Origin of the sequence: Reichenbachiella carrageenanivorans, from assembly GCF_025639805.1 — a bacterium.
GTDB classification, from domain to species: Bacteria; Bacteroidota; Bacteroidia; order Cytophagales; family Cyclobacteriaceae; genus Reichenbachiella; species Reichenbachiella carrageenanivorans.
The window spans coordinates 2065096-2087021 of record NZ_CP106735.1 but is presented as its reverse complement, the minus strand read 5'-3'; the positions used below and the strand labels follow the sequence as shown (position 1 = coordinate 2087021).

12 protein-coding genes are annotated in these 21926 nt (G+C 43.4%); 2 read left to right on the top strand and 10 right to left on the bottom strand.

Features of this window, described 5'->3' with window-relative positions:
* Positions 1-68 precede the first annotated feature (68 nt).
* The 9 genes from N7E81_RS08255 to N7E81_RS08215 form a co-directional block, all read right to left on the bottom strand.
* Positions 69-2498, bottom strand: a complete 2430-nt coding sequence (locus N7E81_RS08255; RefSeq protein ID WP_263052820.1) for a glycoside hydrolase family 2 TIM barrel-domain containing protein — start codon at positions 2496-2498, stop codon at positions 69-71.
* Positions 2498-3886, bottom strand: coding sequence for a sulfatase-like hydrolase/transferase (locus N7E81_RS08250; RefSeq protein ID WP_263052819.1), 1389 nt, complete (start codon positions 3884-3886; stop codon positions 2498-2500). Before N7E81_RS08250 ends, N7E81_RS08255 begins: the two co-directional genes overlap by 1 nt.
* 20 nt (positions 3887-3906) lie before the next feature.
* A complete protein-coding gene (locus N7E81_RS08245; RefSeq protein WP_263052818.1) occupies positions 3907-5256 on the bottom strand; it encodes a sulfatase in 1350 nt (449 codons plus the stop codon).
* A gap of 155 nt (positions 5257-5411) precedes the next feature.
* Positions 5412-6404, bottom strand: a complete 993-nt coding sequence (locus N7E81_RS08240; protein ID WP_263052817.1) for a family 43 glycosylhydrolase — start codon at positions 6402-6404, stop codon at positions 5412-5414.
* A gap of 35 nt (positions 6405-6439) precedes the next feature.
* Positions 6440-8062 (bottom strand): putative Ig domain-containing protein, encoded by a 1623-nt coding sequence (locus N7E81_RS08235; protein WP_263052816.1) that lies wholly within the window; start codon positions 8060-8062, stop codon positions 6440-6442.
* Positions 8063-8138: 76 nt separating this feature from the next.
* Complete coding sequence (locus tag N7E81_RS08230; RefSeq protein ID WP_263052815.1) at positions 8139-9143, bottom strand: hypothetical protein; 1005 nt, start codon at positions 9141-9143, stop codon at positions 8139-8141.
* A gap of 122 nt (positions 9144-9265) precedes the next feature.
* Positions 9266-11188, bottom strand: a complete 1923-nt coding sequence (locus N7E81_RS08225) for an FAD-dependent oxidoreductase (protein ID WP_263052814.1) — start codon at positions 11186-11188, stop codon at positions 9266-9268.
* A 27-nt stretch (positions 11189-11215) separates the two neighbouring features.
* Complete coding sequence (locus tag N7E81_RS08220) at positions 11216-13789, bottom strand: T9SS type A sorting domain-containing protein (RefSeq protein ID WP_263052813.1); 2574 nt, start codon at positions 13787-13789, stop codon at positions 11216-11218.
* A gap of 209 nt (positions 13790-13998) precedes the next feature.
* Complete coding sequence (locus N7E81_RS08215; protein WP_263052812.1) at positions 13999-18135, bottom strand: hybrid sensor histidine kinase/response regulator transcription factor; 4137 nt, start codon at positions 18133-18135, stop codon at positions 13999-14001.
* 325 nt (positions 18136-18460) lie between these two features.
* Between N7E81_RS08215 and N7E81_RS08210 the strand changes: the two genes are divergently transcribed.
* Positions 18461-20455 (top strand): choice-of-anchor Q domain-containing protein, encoded by a 1995-nt coding sequence (locus tag N7E81_RS08210; protein ID WP_263052811.1) that lies wholly within the window; start codon positions 18461-18463, stop codon positions 20453-20455.
* Positions 20456-20696: 241 nt separating this feature from the next.
* On the opposite strand, the gene N7E81_RS08205 is transcribed toward N7E81_RS08210, so the two are convergent.
* A complete protein-coding gene (locus N7E81_RS08205) occupies positions 20697-21068 on the bottom strand; it encodes a response regulator (RefSeq protein WP_263052810.1) in 372 nt (123 codons plus the stop codon).
* Between the two features lie 270 nt (positions 21069-21338).
* Here N7E81_RS08205 and N7E81_RS08200 point away from each other — a divergent pair, with 270 nt between their 5' ends.
* Complete coding sequence (locus tag N7E81_RS08200; protein ID WP_263052809.1) at positions 21339-21926, top strand: response regulator transcription factor; 588 nt, start codon at positions 21339-21341, stop codon at positions 21924-21926.

Below are 21926 nucleotides of genomic sequence, written 5' to 3'. Positions count from 1 at the left end.
CTTTCTATTTTACTATCTCTCAACTTACTTTCAATATATGCCATTCTCCGAACCGTTTCTTCCTGTTCTTACTTCACTTCTAGGGTTATCTCCGCTGGTTTGAGTTTTTCACTCGCTAGCTTCACCCTGACCTCTCCTGGGGTATCTTTGGCCTGGATGATCACAAGCATCTTTCCTCTAGTTGCGTTTCTTTTTGGGTCAGAGAATTTCCCTTCGTAGTACAAGTCACCGCTATCAATACCCAACAAGCGGGCGGGGCCATCTATTGTCACATTTACTTCATTGACGGCTTCGGGCACTATGCGTCCGTACTTGTCGACCAGTGATACTTCGAGAATCGAAATGTCTTGATTGTCGGCCACAAGCTGCGTCCAAACTGGGTGAGCTACCACTTCACTAGGGCGACCAGTGGTCTTCAATACATGTTCGGCTACTACTTTTCTATTGGTATAGCCTTTGGCCTTGAGCTCTCCTGGCTGATAAGAGAGTGGCCATTCTAACAGATAGGTATCTGGATCTACTTTTTTTCTACCTAGAGATTTGCCATTGAGCGAAAGCTCCACTTCATCGCAGTTGGTATATACGGAGAGAAACATTTTATCTTTTTTGTCCCAGTTCCAAGATGATCTGAGGGTTCCGTTTACACTGTCTTTGGCGGCCACCATGTGGATGACTGGAGTCTCACTCCAATAGCTTTGGTGCTGATAAAAGGAAGGTCGAGGATTGCCAGACACATCGAGGAGTCCTCGCTGCCAACCACGCTGTGGAGCTTTTTTGGCTTCTCCGAGGTAATCTTGCCCTACCCAGACAAATTGTCCTAGTACATAATCATTGTCGCGATAGGCCAAGAAATAATCTAATGTAAGGCTGGTCTCCGTACCAATACATAGTTTGTCTGGTCGTAGCGCTCTCTCGGGAGCGTACATTTCTTCTTTGTGATGACGAGCCACATAGTTGTATCCAGAGATATCCAAAGCATCCATCAAACCAGATACTCGCCCTTTGACAGCCTGATCATTGCCCGCAGTGACGGGTCGAGTAGGATCTTCTTCGTGACAAATCGCGACTAAGCGCTGCGCCTTTTGCCCCCCAAGTTTGTCTAGCTGATCGGGGATTTCATTGCCTATACTGTACATGACTACCGAGGGGTGATTGCGATCTCTGCGAATCATGGCTCGCAGGTCTGTTTCTGCCCACTGATCGAAATAGTGCTGATAGCCGTTGTCTGCCTTGCCTCTATTGTTTTCAGAAAAATTGTAAGCCCAGCCCATCGTCCACTCATCGAAGGCTTCATTGAGCACATAGAATCCCATGGTGTCACACATATTATAAAACTCGGGAGAAAAAGGATTGTGAGTAGTACGTATGGCATTGCATCCCATTTCTTTCCATTTTTTGAGGCGATAATACCAGATTTTGTCTGGAACCGCCGCACCTACAGATCCACCATCATGGTGCAAACTCACGCCTTTGAGTTTTACTTGTTTTTCGTTGACAAGCATTCCTTTGTCTGGATGATACTCTAGGTGACGGATACCAAATGGCGTTACCTTATCGTCGAGTATCTTGCCCTCATATTCGATTTCGCTTTTGAGGTAATACATATACGGAGTATCTGCAGACCATCTTTTAGGACTTTTCACTTCCAGTTCTTGAGCGTATGCAATATGCTTATCGAAATTTTCTAGGGATTGCTGCTGCTCTACGCGCGCGACTTCTTGGCCTTGTGCATCGTATACTATAGACCTAAGCGTACAGGCGTGCTGCACTTTTTCCTTTTTCCATTTATTTGCTCTATACTTATCTATTTCGGCTTTCGAGAAAAGATTGCCAATGACACGATAGTCTATATGAATCACTGCTCTTTCGGCTTGAGCTACTGGTGTAGTCACAAATACGCCATCATAATTATTGAAGTGCGTATAGTTGGTCGTGATCAAATGCACATTGCGATAGATGCCCGAGCCATTGTACCATCGGGTAGCCTCTGGGAGTGAATTGTCTACTCTCACGGCCAATACGTTCTCCTGTCCATCTCCTATATGGAGAAACTCTGTGAGGCCATATTGGAAAGTATTGTACCCGTATGGGTATCTCCCTAAGAAATGACCATTGATCCAGACTTCTGAATTCATAAACACACCGTCGAACTGTATCGCCAATTGTTTGTAGGTGAGTGAGTCTCCCAGTATAAAGCTTTTGCGATACCAGCCAATCCCTTCTGGGAAATAGCCGTTTCTAGCTCCTGACGGATGGTCTGCGCTGTAATCGCCTTCTATGCTCCAGTCGTGTGGCAGGTCGAGTGTGCGCCAAGCGGTATCATCAAAATCTGGCGAGCGATATACTGGATTATCTGCCTGTTCAAATTTCCAATTTTTGTTGAATTTGGCCTGTGATCTCACAGTAGTCTGTACCACTGCTTGCCCAAAACTACTGGCACACACGCACCATGAGACCCATAAACCTATTGCTGTTGTGTAGATGTAAGCCTTTCTCATTAGAATATACCTCCTGAATAAGGGTAGTGTTCGATCACTACACTTTCTGTTTTTAATATTTGATTCATTTGCTCTACAAGCTCTGGATAATCTGCCGAGCGATCATTTTGTTCGTACGGATCCGTGCTCAAATCATACAATTCTGTATGATAGCTATCCGCAACCCTTACCGCTTTCCATTGGTCTTTTAATGCGGCTTGTTTAAACCCTTTGGCATTTGAGCCTTCTTGGATTTCCCAATAAAAATGATCGTGTTGTTCGGTCTGCGTTTGTCCCAATAGCGTCGGCAAAAATGATACGCCGTCCGTTTGATCTGGGGCAGCTATCCCCACCAAATCTGCCAAAGTAGGCATCACATCATAAAACACAGCCTGTTGATCGGTACGTATGCCAGCAGCTACTTTGCCTTTCCAGTAGGCGATCATAGGCACACGAATACCTCCCTCGTGCAAGTCTCTTTTGTAGCCTTTGAGTCCACCAGAGCTCTGAAAGAAATCCTTGTCGTGCTTATTCTCATTGTGAGGGCCATTGTCGCTGGTGAATATGACTAGTGTATTTTCTAACTCTCCACTCTTTTCGAGCTGGCTAAGTAGACGATGAACCTGCTGGTCTAACATGGTGATTCTGGCAGCATGTCTGCGCTCAATCTCTGGCCAGCCACGCCCTGTATACATCGTAGTATCTCTCAAAAAAAACTCATGTGCATGAGGTATTCTATAAGACATGAGTAAGAAAAAAGGCTTGTCAGTAGACTTTTTTTCCAAATACTCTAAAGCAAAATTGGTTCTAAACTCGTCTATACAATCGTATTTGGTATAATCATAAAAAGATGAATCCATGCGATTGTTGATCCAATGCATACGCTCGTCGAAGGTTTCTCCTTTGTCTGATGTACCCCATTGCTCCTGCACGGCATAGTCATATCCACGTCCCATCGCCCAAGTACTCAAATCCTCTGGTAGCCCCAGGTGCCATTTACCGACAAAGGCCGTTTGATAGCCTGCGGATTTCATCATTTCACCTAACGTAACTTCCGATTTTTTGAGGGGAACTCTATCCCATTTCCCATCGTCATACTGCCCTTTATTTCCTCTGATACTAACATGCCCAGTATGCATCCCTGTCATAAGCGATGCCCGAGAGGGGGAACATACCGACGTACCTGTATAAAAATTATTGAAGCTCATTCCCTGACTTGCCAACTCATCTAAGTGTGGTGTTTGAATTACTTCCTGACCATAAGACGCCAGTTCGCCGTAGCCCATGTCGTCTACCAATAAAAACAACACATTGGGTGGCTTTACTACTTCAGGTTTGTCTGTACAGCTGACAAGACCTAATCCTACTAGGACACATATCGCTGTAATTAGTGAGTAATTGTATTTCATGCTTATTTATTTTAATCTCGTTAGTTGTAAACTGGGACAGCTTCCTGCTCCCATCGATCGAGCCGATCCATCAACTGCTGCTCTTGTTTCAACCCCTGGCCTATGAGATTATTTTGTTCGCTGATGTCTTCACCAATATTGAACAACTCATATTTTCCACTGTGATATTTGACAAGCTTCCAATCTCCAGACATTATAGCTGCATACTGATCTTCATAACTTCTAAAAAAGTGTAAGTCTCTTGACTTCAATTTTTTACCTGCTAACACTGGCAGTAGGCTTACTCCGTTGATCTGGGTGTCTTTACATTTTTTGCCCGATGCAATCTCTATGAGTGTAGGGTATACATCTAGTGTCTGAATGGGCTGACCTGTAGTGGTATTTGGCGTAGTCACGCCAGGATACAAAATCATAAAAGGCACTCTGGCACCTCCTTCTCCCAAGGTATTACCACCAGTTTTGCCTCCCGAAAGAGGTGCATTAGTGAAATACCCTCCTTGATCAGAAGTAAAGATGATAATGGTATTTTTGTCTAGTCCCTCCTCGGCCAACGCCTGCCTGACTCTACCCACCGACTCGTCCATGGCACTCACCATCGCTGCATAGTTGGCATATCTATCTTCTAGCCCTTCTTTTTTGTATTGTTCTAAAAAGTCCTTGCGTCCTCTGTGTGGGCCATGGACATTGTAGTACCACATAGACAGCATAAAAGGCTGCTTACGATCGTGGTTTTTGATAAAATCCTCTGCTTTGTCGGTAAGTACATCCGTGAGATAATCCTCACTACCAAACTCAGACAGCATATTTTCATGTTTGAAAAATGGGGCATAGTAGCCTTTGGGATGACCCGCATTAGCATAGCCATAGTAATCGTCGAACCCTTGCAAAGTAGGATGGTATGGTTCGTGTCCGAGATGCCACTTCCCAATAAACATATTGTAATACCCAAATTCCTTGAGACGCTCCGCATAGGTGATTTCCTCTAAGGGCAGCCAGTTGCGCGAAGGCATCTGTACTGGATCTGTAGGCCAATAATTGTATTCTGAAATAGATCCGTCTGAGCCGAAGGTTGCATTCTTGCTATCACCATCTATGATATGGCGAGGCAATCCCATTCGAATAGATTCTTTGCCCGTGAGCAACGAAGCCCGACTAGGACTACAGGTAGGTGTGGTGACATAGGCTCTGGAAAAATCCAAGCTTTCCGACTTGAGTTGATCGATATGAGGGGTATGGAACGTGCTGTTGCGATACCCTACGTCTGACCACCCATAATCATCCACAAATAATAAAACAATATTGGGCTGATCCTGTGCTTGGCTGTAGCCAAAAACAAACATCATTAAAAATAAAATTGAACTCTTCTTCATAATCATAGTATTATAAATTCGAAGAAATAGGTTTCACGACTATTAGCTGTATCTATGAGTCTTCCTTTTGTATGCACAAGTAAAAAACTCACAGAAAACCGACATACGGCTTTTTTTCAGAACAAAAAGTGACAAATAAAATAAAGTTAAACAGACTAATTTCTCACTGCACTCACCCCAGTTCGAGTGGGAGCAACTGTTTTTATTTGTCCCTTCTCATCAAAAAATAGCTGATCTACGGCCACTGATCTACGGTAGTTTTTGCCTGAGATATCTTTGGTGTGATAAAACACGTACCACTGCCCTTTGTACTCGATTATAGAACCATGAGAAGTATTAGAACTCACGGGCTCCATCACCTTGCCTTGGTACACAAATGGTCCTAGCGGATTGTCCGAAATCGCATATACCATGGTAGCATCTATCGACCAGCCATTGGCATAAGTGAAATAATAGATGCCATTTCTCTCAAAAACCCAAGGCCCTTCACCATACACGCCATCTCCTCCATAATTGGCTTGTACATTCTTGGCCTCTTTTGGCTTTTCGTGCCAAACTTGTCGCCTTCCCATTTGGTCTAAAATCACTACTTCCATCAACTCCCCGTCTCTTTCGATCATGTTGTCCTTGAGCTTGGTCACGCGAGGTTCTCTACAACCAAAATAGAGATACGCCTGTCCATCGTCGTCTATAAATACTGCGGGGTCTATAGCTTCTTTGCCAGCAAAGGGTTCGACCAGTCCATCTATTATGGGCTGATCTAGTGGGTCTTCAAATGGCCCTTCTGGGCGATCTGATACCGCTACCCCAATTTTGTTTCGCTCTACAGGATAATAGAGGTAATACAGACCATTGCGCTGAGCTGCATCTGGTGCCCAAGCCCATTTATCCGCCCACGACAATTCCGACAAGGACAAAACGGCTCCATGATCTACCCAAGTAGCCAAATCGCTAGATGAAAAACAAGCCCAGTCTACCATATCATAATACTCAGCATCGTCTTCGTCGTGAGAGGCATAAACATAAACACGATCGTTGAATACATGCGCAGAAGGATCTGCTATGAATTTGTGTGTAATGAATGGGTTTTGAGCTTGCACACCAACACTGCACATGGCGTATAAGGCCATTAAAAAAGTATATTTCATAATAGACTAATAAGTATTACTTTGTGATGTTCATTTTATTCATTCGCCATGAAGCGAACTAAAACCACTCCATGTGAAGGTACTTGAGCCGAAAATTTCCCCTCGTACAAACCAATGTCTTTTTGCCTCCAGACGTCTCTCACCTGCTGAACGCCTTGTAGTTTGGCAAGAGACCAGGGCATTGCTATGGTCTGAGACTCTTTTCCAGTATTGAAAAGACCCACGGCTTTGCTACCATCTGCCAATACTTTGACAAAAATCTCAGACCCCTCGTCGAGATACACTGATTGAGCGGCTACTCCCACAGCATCTTGATGAATATCGAGTACTTCACTATTGGTGAGCAGGTTGAGTGTGAAATCGTCCAGGGTCTCTATAGGGCAACCTATGAGCAATGGAGATGACCACAGTGTCCATAGTGACACATGGCTATACTGCTCATCGGCTGTAAGTCGAGAAGGCACAGGCTTGCCTTCAGGGCCACTAGTGACTACATCGCCAATCACAAGCATATCTGCATCTGGGTAGTGGCCTGGCGAACCGCTAAAAGCAGAATCGAGCCAATTGCGATGCAGCACCCACTCCTCTCGGATGTTGAGGTGGCTACCTTCCTGATCCCAACGATCTTTGAGATCGCCAGCCGTTCGAAAACAATTGACTACTTTGGAGAATAAATCTGCATGCTGCATGGGCGCAGTATTGGATAACGAATAGACAATATCTCTACCGCTATTTTGGAGTGCGTCAGCCATTCGCTGCGTACTTGCTCGATCATTAGGGTTCCAGTCATATTTCAAATAATCGATCCCCCAATCGGCCCACTGCAGGGCATCTTTATCATCGAAAGTATACTCACCCACTTGCCAAAAGGCCTTGGTCTTACGTAAATCGTCGGGATGCATAGTAGTATCGTCCCAGTCTCCCTCTGGATTTTGGCTCGATCCTCCTACATAGCCTGCGTAAGTGGTGATCCAAGGCGAAGAATAGATCCCTACTTTGAGCCCCATGGCATGTATTTCATCGCACATTTGTTTCATATCTGGAAACTTCACTGGATCTGCTTGTATGCCTTGGTGCTTTCCTCCACGCAGACCTTGCCAAGCATCATCGATGTTGATGAAAGACCACCCATAGTTGGACAACCCTTTGTCTACCATGGCACGAGCAGAAGCCAAGACGCGCTCTTGGGTCACCTGCGTTTTCCAGCAGTTCCATGAGTTCCAGCCCAATGGTGGTGTGAGACAGATGGTTTGTCCCACTTTTACCTCAAGTACTTTGCGGTCTACACCTAATTGGTTTTTAGCCACCAAAGTGATGTTGTAATTGCGCATGGACTTATCTGAGATCGTACCACTGATCACGCCTGTGTGCACATCGAGCTGTAAACCTGCTGGCAGGTTTTGCACTTCGAAAGTCAGTGGACGCTGTCCAGTAGCTGGAATTGTATATAAAAAGGGTGAGCCTGGACGCACACCAAACACAGCTGGCCCATTGATTTGAGGTGTGCCTGGTGCTTCTGGTGTAAGTATATATTTGCCCTCTCCACTGATCGGTCGATAGACTTCCGTTTGGATCTCAGATCCACATGCGATCAGAAACACCAGCGCCACAAGTGGAGCTGACCTCTGTATCCATTTTGTTTTCAACTTATTCGTCATATTCTTTAAGGTTGTGTTTTCAATAAACATGGAGCGAATTGTGCACAAAAAGGCACTTCTCTTCATTCCCTATTGATCAAAGATTTTGTTGGTGTTTTTTATAATAAATTTCTAATTGCAATTCCTGAGGTTTAGTCAAAGACAGCCCAGACAGATACCAGTATACGCTACGCGAAGTCAAAATATCGTCGGTCAATAAGTTGAACAACTGCTGATGTATCTGCAAAGAATTTGTTGGGTGTTTTTCAAGCATCTGAATCACTAAATCTACCTCTTGATAAGACATCTCTGATGAGAGATACCTTGAGAAGGAATCATAAAAATCGGTAGCAATCACACGCCGAGTATTTACAATTTCATTCAATAGTAAAACACTATGACTTGGTGAGGTTTTGTCTAAAAGAGCTAAAACAGAAGAGAAATAAACTTCATCAGGCCATTGATTGAAATACTTCAGGGCTAGAAAAAACTGCTTTTCATTAAAACTAGAAGCATGAGCCAGTACTGTTTTCTGTATCTCAGCAGAATTGTATGGCTTACGATTGATCTCTTCCAGAGCAAAGGTGCAAAAAGCGTCGTCCTCTGACTCGATATAAGTCTGAAGTGCCAACACTGTGCTGTTTTCTCCTGAAATCTCCCTAATGACCTCCACTACCTCACCATAAACCCAGTGCCAGAGTGTAAAGCAAGTCCATGTGGCTCCTATCACAGACTCATGGTTTCCTAAGATAAAAGAGGTAGCACCAGAGTATCCATCCACTTCACCATGTACGTTGGTTCGGGTAATATCCTCATAGGTCATTTCTGCAAAACTGGAATTAGGATTCTTTAGAATGGTTTGCAATAGATCATAATCCTCCTGATCAAAAGGTTGACCTTCGGATTTTTCTAACACTACTCCATGACGCAATTCGTAATGCTGATAGCGACCTAATAGATCCCAATACAAGCGCACAGGAACCACCTTGCAGATCTGATCTGCACAAATCACCGACTCTACATCAAGATAATATTGCTCCGTTTGTCCTTGCGTATTGCGGAGCTCTACCAACTGAAGCTGACCTGTTTCATCAGCAGACATCCCAGGGTGATAAAGCTCCACAGAATGGGTGATGGCTATTGGATCATCAAGTGAGAAACAGGGGACAAGAGCACTTATAAAAGCTCCTATCCACCCTAGCCATATATACCCAATCGCATACATTAGCTATAACAGCGAATTTCAAACAACTTAATGTTTTCAGCGCCCCAGGTTTCTTTGAGAAGGATACGTACCGCGGTAGTTTTAACTGGATCAATCTTCATCTTCACTAACCTGGTCAGGTTGTTGGAGACCGATGCTACATCTACCCATTTGCCTTTCACCCGTACTTGTGCACTACAGGCCTTGATCAGCTCTGGGGGCATCCCCAATACCTGGTCTTTGTTTTTAAGTGGGTTTTTATGCATGTGAATGGCACGTTGGAGATTGGTATCTCCTTTTAGCTCTATGCTAGATATACTCACTGGCTTTTTCCACTCTAGCCGTACTTCGGCATCGAGGCCTCGTGACTGCCAATGATGGATTTTTCCAATTTCATCTCGCGAGACTCCATCGATGAGCAATTTCACATCTCCACTAGTGGTAGATGACGCAAACAATACATCCGCCTTTCTCGCCAGATCCTTACTATCTCTGGCTGGTCGATTAGGGATATAGGCATCATCACGTAGGAGTTGCTCTTGCAATTCATCGATATGCTCATTCGCTATCTGTCTCGGTGTCACGCCTTTTTGCACGCCAAGTGCTGCTGCTGTACCTACGGCCATGCCCATAGTAGCACAAGTGGCTTGCACACGAGTAGATGAGAGGGCTATATGTGTCACACTTACATTGCGACCAGCAAACAAGAGGTTCGTAATATTCTTTGAATACAGTGATTTGAAAGGGATTTCATACACCTGTTTGAATTTGTCATGAAAATAGCTTGGTGGCTCGGATAGATTTTCGATTCCGCCAGGATTGTGCTCATCGAGCGACCAACCGCCATAACCCACAGCATCGGGAAAATGCTTGTAGTTTTCCATTTCTTTTTGGGTGAGTATATGATCTCCCATAAAACGACGAGATTCTCTACGCCCTGGCACAGAGCCCACCCAGTCCAATACGATGTTTTCAGATTCGGGAAAGTTTCCTGAGTTTTTGATATAGTCCCATACGCCATGCATGTAGCCCATGAGTTTGTGACGGTTGAATTCTTGATCTGCGATGATATCGTCATCGCTACCCAACTCTACCCACCAATATCCCTCTTTGATTTGTTTGATTTTTCTATCGTGGGCTTTTTCAGCCTCATATTTGATCGTAAAGGACGGTGGATAGTACGGCACAGGTCTGCCCATGTCTTTGGTGATCATCATGAGTGTGGCTCCCATCTGCCAGCCATCGGCCACTTCAGGTGCAAATGATTCGTTAAACTCAGCACGAGCCTCTCTACCCGTTCGGTATTCGGCTCCTGCTGTAGCAGCAAGCAGACCATCTCCAGAGCAATCGATAAACTGCTGACCTTCTACGGTATACTCCGTTTCGGTTGTCATTTGCCAACATCTAGCAGCTTTGATCTGGCTGCCATCCATATACGCTTCTAGTGCTTGAGTATTGAGCATTACGTCTAGGTTGGGCTGGCGTGTCACATAGTCGTAAAGGACATGATCCCACACGGGGTATGATTCCTGAGGGTTGTAATACCAATTTTCCAACTGAAATTCTTCTATGACTCCCGTTTCTCGTTCCATCCGGTGCTCATTTTTGAGCCATTGTACTCCGTTGACTGTCACACGGATTTCGCTAGAGGCATTGCCCCCAAGTACCGAGCGGTCGTTGATGAGCACGGTTTTGGCACCTGTGCGAGCCGCTGTCACGGCCGCACAGATACCAGCAATACCTGCTCCTATCACTACTACTTCGTATTGTACTTTTTTCTTACGATTGGGAATTTCTGATTTGCCCTTTCCTAAATGGTGCCACTTATCACTCGTACGCACCCCAATATCCTGCTTGCTAGCTACTGCCTCCGCTCCTAGCGGCATCAGGCTAGCTGCTACAGCTGCCCCTGCCGATTTTTTAAAAAAACTACGTCTTTTCATCTCTCCACTTTCTTTACACAAAGTCAATTACTCTTTGATGAGCAATTGACTTTGTTTGAAATTGTCGCCCTGAATGCGTAGCACATAGGTGCCTGCAGGATGGTTTTCTCCGATTTTCGCAGAGACCTCCATCACCTGACTGTACTGCTGCGTAGAAACAGGCCTACCCAAAATATCAAAAATGGTGACTTCTACGTTTTCTTCCATTTTAGAAAATCGAATATTCACGTCTCCTTTTGTGGGATTAGGGAAAATCACGGCTTCCTTCTTATCTTTTTTTTTTACCTCTAACACTTCTTTGGTTTTCTCGTCCCTCACTTCTACAAATAGCATATCGTAGGGTTCCAGTACCTGATTATTAGGAATATCAATGCCTTTGAACAGATCTTTGATCGCGGTACCTTGGGTTGCGCCATTGAGTGCTAGGTTAACTTTAGCATCTACCTTGCCTACATTGACGATAGAGACTACTTGGTTGCCGTCAGCATTTTTCACACATTTCCAAATACATCCTTTGAATCCTGCGGTGCTAGTTTCGGTAAGCGTAACTCCCGGGGTATTTCCTTTGCTTTCGATCAAGGTCATGGCCTTCTGTGCCATATCTTCACTGCTACCTGCTGTCATGAGATTGCCTCCAGACAGGCTAGTGCTTAGTGCTTGGCCGTACTGGTTTTTCTTGAGACTCCCCGCATCTACGATCACCGTTCCTCCTGCATTGAGGTAACTCTGAAGTGCTGCCAATTCGGCTTCGGTAACGTATTCGGTCTTATGCACCAAGATCACATCCCAAAGTGATTTATCTTGAGATTCGATGATATTTTTGGTCGCAAAGCCTAATGGTACTCCTTCGAAATTGAGATCTTCGTAAAGTTCAAATACGTCGTCCATGTGCGCGGACTTATTGAACGCCGACGACTCTGAATAAAATATTCTGATAGGCTTGCGCTGACGCTGCATGGCCAAAACCTCTTCTGCATAGGCGTTGATATCGTACATCGTCTTGGCCACTTCATTTACAATTCGTGGTTGCTGATTATTGGATCCTGCGTAGCCATTGCCAGATTCATTTCTAATAGATCCATCCTCCTGTCTAGCCCAATACCAAGTTTGGCTTGCCGTCAGGCCTTGGGTATGAGCCATCCAATAGGTGGCGCGTGCATACCTTGGGTCTTGATTCATATCTCTAGATACGACTGTAGACAAAAAGTGCGCTTCGGTGTTGTACATGATTTTATTGGGCCCTACTGATTTATAAAAATCATGTCCCATGCACATCTCTCTCCACTCGAACTGGTAATATTCTTCCCACTCTCCGTGTCCCCACATCCTTTTGTATGCGGCACCTGCGTCATTGCCTATGATTTCACTCATTTCGGTAAGCGCTTCCATATCTATGCCATGGTTTCTTTCATTTTCTGTCCACAGGTTAGGCATGATTTTGAGGTGCACTTTGGCATCTGCGTCATATTTTCTGATTTCTGACTTCAACCACTTGTACCATTCGGTCACGCGATAATTATTGAATGTAGCCCAATCGTACCACATAGGTGTACCTCGCAATGATAGGTCTATTGGGATGTCTATAGTCACCTCATCGAAACTACCGAAACTAGTGCCCCAAAGGGTATTAAGCGTTGCTATAGTGCCATGTACTCCTTCGAGCCAAATTCTAAACTTGTCTTTACTATATTCGGAAACTGGCCCACTCGCCCAAGTGTTTTTTTCTCCTGACTTGTTGGTATAAAAATGGGGCTCATTACAAAGCATGTATCCCAACTCGCTGTATTTTTTACCATCCATGGTAGGAACTACACCTTCCAATAGCTTGCCCATCATTTCTCTAGCGCCTGGATTGTCTATATCATATCCAGTGTAAGTCTCTTCGCGCATGATAAAATCTGGCCCATAAGCATCTTCTGCCCATTGTTTCACTCCTTTATTGTTGATAAAAATAAACCCTAATGTGCCTGATTCTTTAGCTGCCAAATCATTGAGCATCCAAGCATTGAGATCACCTTCTTGGTTAGAAACATGAGAAGGAGAAATATAAAACCCGTCTTCGTTGCCGTGATATTCTGTCAATTCGTCTGTGGCGGGTTTCCAAGTATAATCAGACAAAAATACGGGTCTACCATCCGCTACAATCTGGTCGCCTTGATGCGTAGCTGTAGACCAATCAAATTGATGTCCTGGCTTTCGAAATACTTCTCCTGCTATCAATTTCGTGAGGTAAGCTATGCCCTCGTCCAGCATTTTAATGACCTCTCGTCGTTCGTAGTCTGGCAAAAATTCCGCCGCTTGTGTAGCCGTATCTGCATATATCGGCACGAGTTTAAAGTAGTCTACATTAGTAGCCTTGTTTGCCTCATCCCAGTTGGCATATTTTAGAAAAACCTCCGCAGTACGTACCGTGATTTTCTCTGGGGTAGCATCTACTCCTTCTTTTTCGGCTGCGGTGATAAGCGTTTCTAATTCGGTTATTTTTTGTTTGGCCTGGTCCTCTAAGGTTTGTGCTTGAAGCTGGCCGACTCCCATAAGCAAACAGATAAACAAATAGAACTTGGTTGAACCAAATCCAAAAAGACAGTAGTGTGATTTCATATCATATCAAATTTAATAACTAGAAGAATTTCCTTAGCTCAAATAAGCATCATTACAAATCAAGGCTTGTCTTTATCCGTTTTTCAAATGTACATATGAGTATATTTCTACAGAAAATGCCGTTTAAAGTCAAATTTCAAGCCTATTGAAACCTTAATTTTTCTTTTTAAAAACTGCCTTAAACAAAAAATTAAACGTGTTAGACTTGATCAGTCGTTCGACTTGAGCTTGTCGAGCGACTCTTCGGCATATTTGCCCGGGGTAGCGTGATACTTCTCTTTGAATAACTTGGCGAAGTGTGTGCGGCTTTTAAACCCTGTCATCATGTAGACTTCGTTGACTCTCGCATCCTTTTGCATAAGCAATTCAGCGGCTCTTTTCAAACGGTAGTTTTTCAATAGCTCAAAAGGAGTTTGGTTGGTCAACGCTTTTACTTTTTGGTAAAAATGAGTCCTGTTTAGATACAGTTCTTTGGCAAACAGATTGATATCTACGTCCTGATTATCTAGATTTTCGGCCATCAACTCGTAGAGCTTTTCCAAAAAGGCATGGTCATTTTGGCCATTATCGGTCTTTTGCAATACGAGTGGTAGTTCATTCTGAAACCGTTCTCTGAGCTGCTGTCTATTCCTCAAGAGCGTCTGTGCTCGCACGATCAAGTGCTTTACATCAAACGGTTTGTTGATATAAGCATCTGCACCCACTTCTAATCCTACGATCCTGTCCTGAATGGTAGACCGTGAGGTAAGTAATATGATCGGAATGTGACTGGTTCGTATATCAGATTTGACCTTTTGGCACAGTTCGAGTCCGTTCATTTCGGGCATGAGAATATCACTCACAATGAGATCAGGCCATTCTTCTTCCATCTGATCGAGGCACTGCATGCCGTGATGAAAAGCGGAGACTTGAAAATGACCAGACAGGACTTCTGAAATAAACTCTCGCAAGTCGGCATTGTCTTCTACCACAAACACATGGAGTGCCTTCAGATTTTCATCTACGGGGATTTCGGTAGCCATAAGGTCATCTGCCCCCAACTCTACTTCTTCTATTTCACTTTCAGTATTTAATATATCTGTGATTTTGCCTTGGTCATAGATATTGGTTTCGCTGACTTTGGTAGGTATGGTCACTATAAATTTGGATCCCTCTCCTAATTCACTCTCTACTACAATCGTCCCATAGTGTAGTTCTACAAGCATTTTGGAAAACTCAAGCCCAATTCCTGAACCTACAGAGTACGTGTTTTCTTTCCATGATCTATAAAAACGCTTGAAGAGATTAGGCAAGTCTACATCATCGATCCCTCTGCCTGTATCTGTGACCGACAAGGTGATCTCATCGTCTTTGTGTGCAAACGCTAAAGTGATATAGTCTCCCTCCTCGGTAAATTTGAATGCATTGCTAATCAGGTTGTTGAGTACGATTTCCAGTTTTTTTCTATCGCCCATCATATAGAGAGACTGGGCGTCGCCTTTCACCTGCCAGTGTTTGCCACTACTCAAAGCGAGATACTCAAAGTCTTTTTTGATATCATCTATAAAATCGATCACGTCAAAACCTGCCATATTGAGTTTTAATAAACTCTGCTGAGCTTTCTGATAATCATGAACCTGCTCTATCAGCTGAAACATCTTTTTGGACTGTCGCTGGACCAAATCTAAATGGTGCGTCACGTCTTTGTTGGATTTGAACATATTGGCCAATCTCGAAATCAGACCTGACACTAAGGTGAGTGGTGTCCTGAATTCATGAGATATATTCATAAACAATTCCAAACGAGAGGAATTTAACTCCTTCACTTGTTGCTTTTCCAGTTTTTCAATTTGCAAATTGTGCCTTAGTGAATTGATTCTAAGCAGTACCTTCATAATGACCCCAATAAGCAAGGCAACCAAAAGTACATAGCCGAAGTAGGCCCAGTTGGTTTTCCAAAAGGGGGGGTCTATGACAATCTTCAAGACACGTGGCTGCGTCCACTGGTTGAGAGAATTGGACGCCATGACACGAAGCTCATACTTCCCTGGCACGAGCCCGTTGTAATAGACCGTCCGCTGACTCGAAGGCACTTCGACCCAGTCGTTGTTGACGGGATATAGCTGATATTTTAGAAAGTAATTGTCAGGCTTGGAATAATGCAGTGATTTCAGCTCAAGCGAAAACACATTTTCGTTGTGATACAAAGAAATTTGGTCTACTTTATTAATCCGCTGATCTAATAAGACCCGACCATGAAGAGAATCACCTGGCTGCACCAAGTCATTGAAAACCTTGAAGTTTCCAAACTCCAACTTGGGTAGCGCCTCACTATCGTTGATGTCTTGTGGCTTGAAATAACAAAGCCCCTCCATTCCAGAAAACACAAAATAACCATTGTCTAACTGGACAGAAGGGTAGGTGAAATCTTCGAATGGTAGTCCGTCGACCAAGCTAAATTTGCGAAAGACATTTGTCTTGGTATTGAATTTATTGAGGCCAATATTAGTAGAAATCCATAGATTGTACTCATCATCGTATTGAATGCTCTTTACTACATTATTGGACAGTCCATGTTTTTCAGAAAAGACAATAAATTTAGGTTCTTTGTCGCTATCCAGCACTTTGCAGATGCCTCCTCGTTCGGTTCCTATCCACAGTTCGCCATTGGGCAAACGGATAATACTGGAAACAAAATCACTCGAAATAGCATATGGGTTGGTCTTGTCGCTCTGAAAACTCATCACTTTCATTTCCTGAAGCGGTTGATTTTTTTCAAATTCTATTCGAAAAAGTCCATCTGCATCTGTCCCAATCCAGATATATGGATACATCGGATCTTGATAGATAACCCTCGCCAGTTTTATGGGTTTGTTTTTGAAAAAGGGGTGACTATTTAAAGAGGCTACACCTGTAGTTTCTCCATTTGCATCGATGGCTACTAGATATACATCCTCATTGCTGGCAATCCAAAGATTTCCCAATTTGTCATTGGCCCAATTGACTGGTCTTACCTTATCAAACTGAGGCAGGCCTTCAAACCTGACAGTCTCCGTGATGGATTGCCCTTGACGAACTCTTAAAACACCTGGAGAGCTTCCAGCCTTTATCCATATGTCTTTGTCCACTCCCACAAATACACCCCCTACCCGATCTGATGAATTTATTGGCATTTGAAAGGGTAAAGGTTCAAATACCTGCTCGTCCGTATTGAACAAAGCCAACCCACCTCGGTTGGCCGTTACATATATCTTGTTTCTACCGAAGGCGCGCATATGTAGTATTTCATTGGTTTTGAAGCCATTCGGAAAATTCATTCTGGTATTGTATGATTTGAATGGATTTTCATTGATATCGAATCGAAATAGCCCCTTATTGAACGACCCCACCCAAGAACTCCCTAAGGTAGATGACACAATACAGCCTACACGTAGCAATCCATCGTCTTCATTATAGCGATAGGTCATCCATGGTGTTTGGTTGATGAGTGCTTCGACCCCTCGGATCTGTATCACGCCTGCATTGACCGTGCCGAGCCATACATGGCCCAAATCATCGAGCATGGCACTGTTAAAATGAAATTGAGTCATTTGCTTCGACTCCACTGTCATCCCATAATCTGTAGTACTTCGATCTATTTTGAGTATTACAAATCCAGCGTTCTGTGTTACTAAAAAATGGTTTTCTCCAATGATAGTAATAGAATTGGCTTGGATAACGTCTTCTGGTATTATACTATAAAATTTCCCTTGTTTCAGATTAAAACGAACGATCCCTATAGACGATGCTAGGAGGTAATTTTGCTTATCTAGTTTGATGACATCATAAAAATGCACCATCTGTTCGGTCATTTCGCTTGGCAAAGCAAAAGCCTGCTTAAAAGAATAATCGTCGTCATTAAAAATTAAGACCTCTCCATCCTCCATGGCACAGATCATGTATCCGTTTTCTTCATCCATGAGGATTTTTCGGACTATTGGCCCATGCATACTATGAGCCAAATCCAAATAAGAATACAAATCACTGAACCGCTCTTCGGAATAATTGTAGAGCGAAATCCCATCATCTGTTCCAATCCAGATATTCCCATTTTTATCCTCTGTAATGGTTCGCACTCGATTGCTCAGCAACTGATGGTGCTCAAGTGTATTTTTATACACTTCAAAATTATATCCATCGTAGCGATTGAGTCCATCATAAGTGCCTATCCATAGATAGCCTTTCGAATCCTCAAGCATAGAGGTCACTCCATTGTGAGCCAGACCGTCTGATATGGTCAGCTTTTGTGCATACTCTAGGGGGCGATCTGCAGCTATGGACGGGTTATTCCCCAACCAAAAAAATACTGCTCCTAGTATCCTAAGCATGCTATATAAGTATGACCTATTTCTCTTCACTATATCTAAATGTACTAAATCAAATCTATTAAAACATTTACTATATCCGAGTACTCCTCCCCTGAAAGACTATACCGTGAACTGGCAGATACATTTTTATAACTACAGCATACATGGTTCATATTTTGAAATACTGCCTTTTACTGTGGTATAAGCGCCATATCTGGCCATTTTGGAGCAAAAACCCCTTCCAAGCAATTATCCATAAGTACATCTAATATACTGGCAACCACACCTTTCAAAAGGCTAATCAAGATATTAGATTCATAAAATTGAAACAAAACAAAAACAAAACATGATGAAAAATTTTACAAAAAAACGATTGGGACTCCTTCTAGCCATAGCCTTGATGGCAGGAGTCCATCAAGGCTTAGCGACCAACTACTATGTAGCTACTACAGGCAACGACAGCAACAATGGAAGCCTCAATACTCCTTGGAAGACCATCCAGAAAGCTGCGGCTGTAGCTGGAGCAGGAGACCATGTCTACATCAAAAAAGGCACTTATTACAACAACGTAGTCATTGCCAATAGCGGTACGTCTAGCAATTGGCTCACCTTCGACGCCTTCCCTGGAGACGAACATCAAGTGATCTTGAATAATGCTGCATTTAAGCTTGTTAGGAAAAATTACGTTCGAATATCTGGCATGAAAGTACAAAACGGACATAACGGGTTTAATATTGAAGGGCCGTGTGAAGGTATCCAAATTTCCAACAATCATACATACAATACTTTTTCCTCTGGAATAATCGCATGGGGTGTACCTTTCGGCTCAGACCCTGGGGATTACAACAACATCTACAACCTTAAAATTCTAGACAATAAAGTAGAAAAAGCATGTAATGGTGGCTGGAATGAGTGCATAACACTAGCCAATGGAGTGGTAGACTTTGAAATCGCCGGCAATGAAGTATTCAATGGAGGAGACCCGATCAATGGTGGAGAAGGAATAGATCTGAAAGCTGGCGTAAGAAATGGTAGTGTCCACGATAATTATATCCATGGCCTTACCAGACGTGGCATCTACCTAGATGGAGGTGGTACGCTCGGCTTCGCTGCACCATCCGTGCGCGATATAAACGTGTACAATAATAAAGTAACCAACTGCGTAGGGGCAGGCATGGCGATCATGACAGAAGGAAGTGGTGACGTATACAACATAAACGTGTACAACAACCTTTTTTATGAAAACACGGAAGACGGCATGATGTACTACAAACACCCTGTAGGCACTGGATTAGTTTACAATTGCCATCTGACCAACAACACGATCTACAACAATGGTAGATATGGGATACTTATCAATTTCACTGGAGCTACCAACCTCACCGTTCGCAATAACATCAGCTACAACAATAGCAACAACAACTATTCTAGAACCAACGGATCTGGAACGACTTCCAACAACTTGTTTAGCCTCAATCCATTATTTGCAAACGCTGGAATAGCCGATTTTAAATTGCAATCTGGCTCACCAGCCATAAATACAGGCACTGCTACTCAAGCGCCCAGCCTAGATTATGATGGCAACAGCAGGGTAGGCCAAGTAGATATAGGTGCCTATGAATATCAAAGCAGTAGCAGTAGTGTAGCACCGACAGGAAGCACAATCTGGCTACAAGCAACAAATGGGTATTACGTAACCGCAGAACAAAACATCACTAATAATCCAGTGCATGCCAATAGTGCTAGTGTAGGCAATGCGCAAGAGTTTGTAGTAGAAGATGCTGGCTACGGGCTAATTGCTCTCAAAGCCAATTCGAATGGTAAATATCTAAGTGCAACAATAAATGTGACCAATGCCCCTCTGCAAGCCACGGCAGCTTCGATCGGTACTTGGGCGAGATTCTCATGGGAAGATATAGGGAATAACAAAGTAGCACTAAAGGCAAATATCAATGGTATGTATGTATGGGCACAACTCAACGAGACCAACGCACCTCTGAAAGCCAAAGGTACTTCGGTTCAGCAATGGGAAACTTTCACCTGGGGAACAGTAGCTGGCTCCAGAACGCTAGAAATGAACAAAGAAACTATGGAAAGCACCAGCAAATTTACCGTATACCCAAACCCTGTTATCCAAAAAGAACTCACAGTAGAAATACCAGACATCTATCAAAATGGGGAGCTACAACTACTCTCTACTTCTGGGCAGCTCATGTATCAAAAGAAAATCACTACGAATAAAGAGCAGTTTAGACTACCTGAGCATATAAAAGCGGGTATGTATGTGCTTCTCCTCGCACATGGAGACCACCAACTGACCAATAGAATACTGGTACAGTAAGAAAAAAAAATCCAGCAGCGCTCTACATAGCAAAGCGCTGCTGGATTTTTTTACCTTCTAAAAAGCGTAGATTAAACCTGCTTTATGCATTAAAGAAATCTATTCCGAGATTAAACAATTTCAAATCAGACACTTCGTTTCGTTTTACTCATCTCCATAGCGGTGCTATGATTTCTTCGAAAAACTTCCTGATTTATCGCTTTTTAACCGCTCATCACGAAGTCCTAATGCATCATGTAGATTAAAACCGCTCCATCGTAGCCAATTTGAGCACTTTATCTAGCAGGTCTTGCTTTTCAAATGGCTTCACGATGTACTCTAAAATACCTATTTCTTTGGCTTCGCGCTGGGCAATGTCCTGACCTACAGCACTGATCATGATAACCTTGGCTTTAAAGTCTACGTCGTTGAGCTCGTCCATCACATCAAGACCAAACATATCGGGCAATACATTATCTAAAGTGATGATCTCGGGCTTGAGTATAAGCGCCAACTTGATGGCATCTTCTCCATTAGCGGCTTCACCTATTACTTCATATCCTGCCTCTTCTAATACATTCTTGATCGTTTCTCTTTGAAACTTGGAATCGTCTACTACTAGTATAGTCGTCATAACTGGTCTTTTTAGCTGGAAATAGTCCTTAAATAAATATAGCAAATTACCGCACCACGTACCTATGTACCCATAATATTTGAAGCTAATTTATATGAACGGTCTACTCAAGCCACTAGTTAACGTCGATTTTCATCCATGGATTTATTTAGAATCATTCCAAACAATTTGGAAATACCAAATTCGAGCTCTAGCTTTGTTTAGAATTGTTCTAAATAGAAAAAATTGCCGGCTACTCGTACATTTCTCGTCAATCCCAACTACGTCTCCATGATGGGCTGGAAGCAGATCATTAGTGATTCGCCGCATTTTCAGATCGTTGGCACATCGGACTCATTAGAGGGACTATCAGCATTGGATCCTACGGGTACTTTAATACTGGCAGACCTATCAGGCTCTAATGATCATGCGCTTGCTAAGATTACAGACTTGATACACCTACCACATGTAGACGTGCTACTGGTCGTAGACCTCTCCGACCACACCCTGATCCAGCAGCTCAAAGAAATGGGTATCCGGGGCATACTCACCACACACTGCGATGCACAAGAAATAAAATCGGCACTGGAAAGTATCCGGCTAGGCAAACGATTCTACTGTGGAGATATACTTGACGTACTCATGCAGCCCAAAACAAGCGAGCAGCAAACCAAAAACGACGAACTCCTTTCTGCCAGAGAAATCGAAGTATTAGAATGGATAGTAAAAGGGCTCACGACCAATCAGATCGCAGATAAGCTCAACATCAGCTCACACACCATCAATTCGCATAGAAAGAATATGCTTAAGAAATTGGGGCTCACCTCACCAGTAGAGTTGATCGTATATGCGGTCAAGTCTGGCCTCGTTAATTTGTAG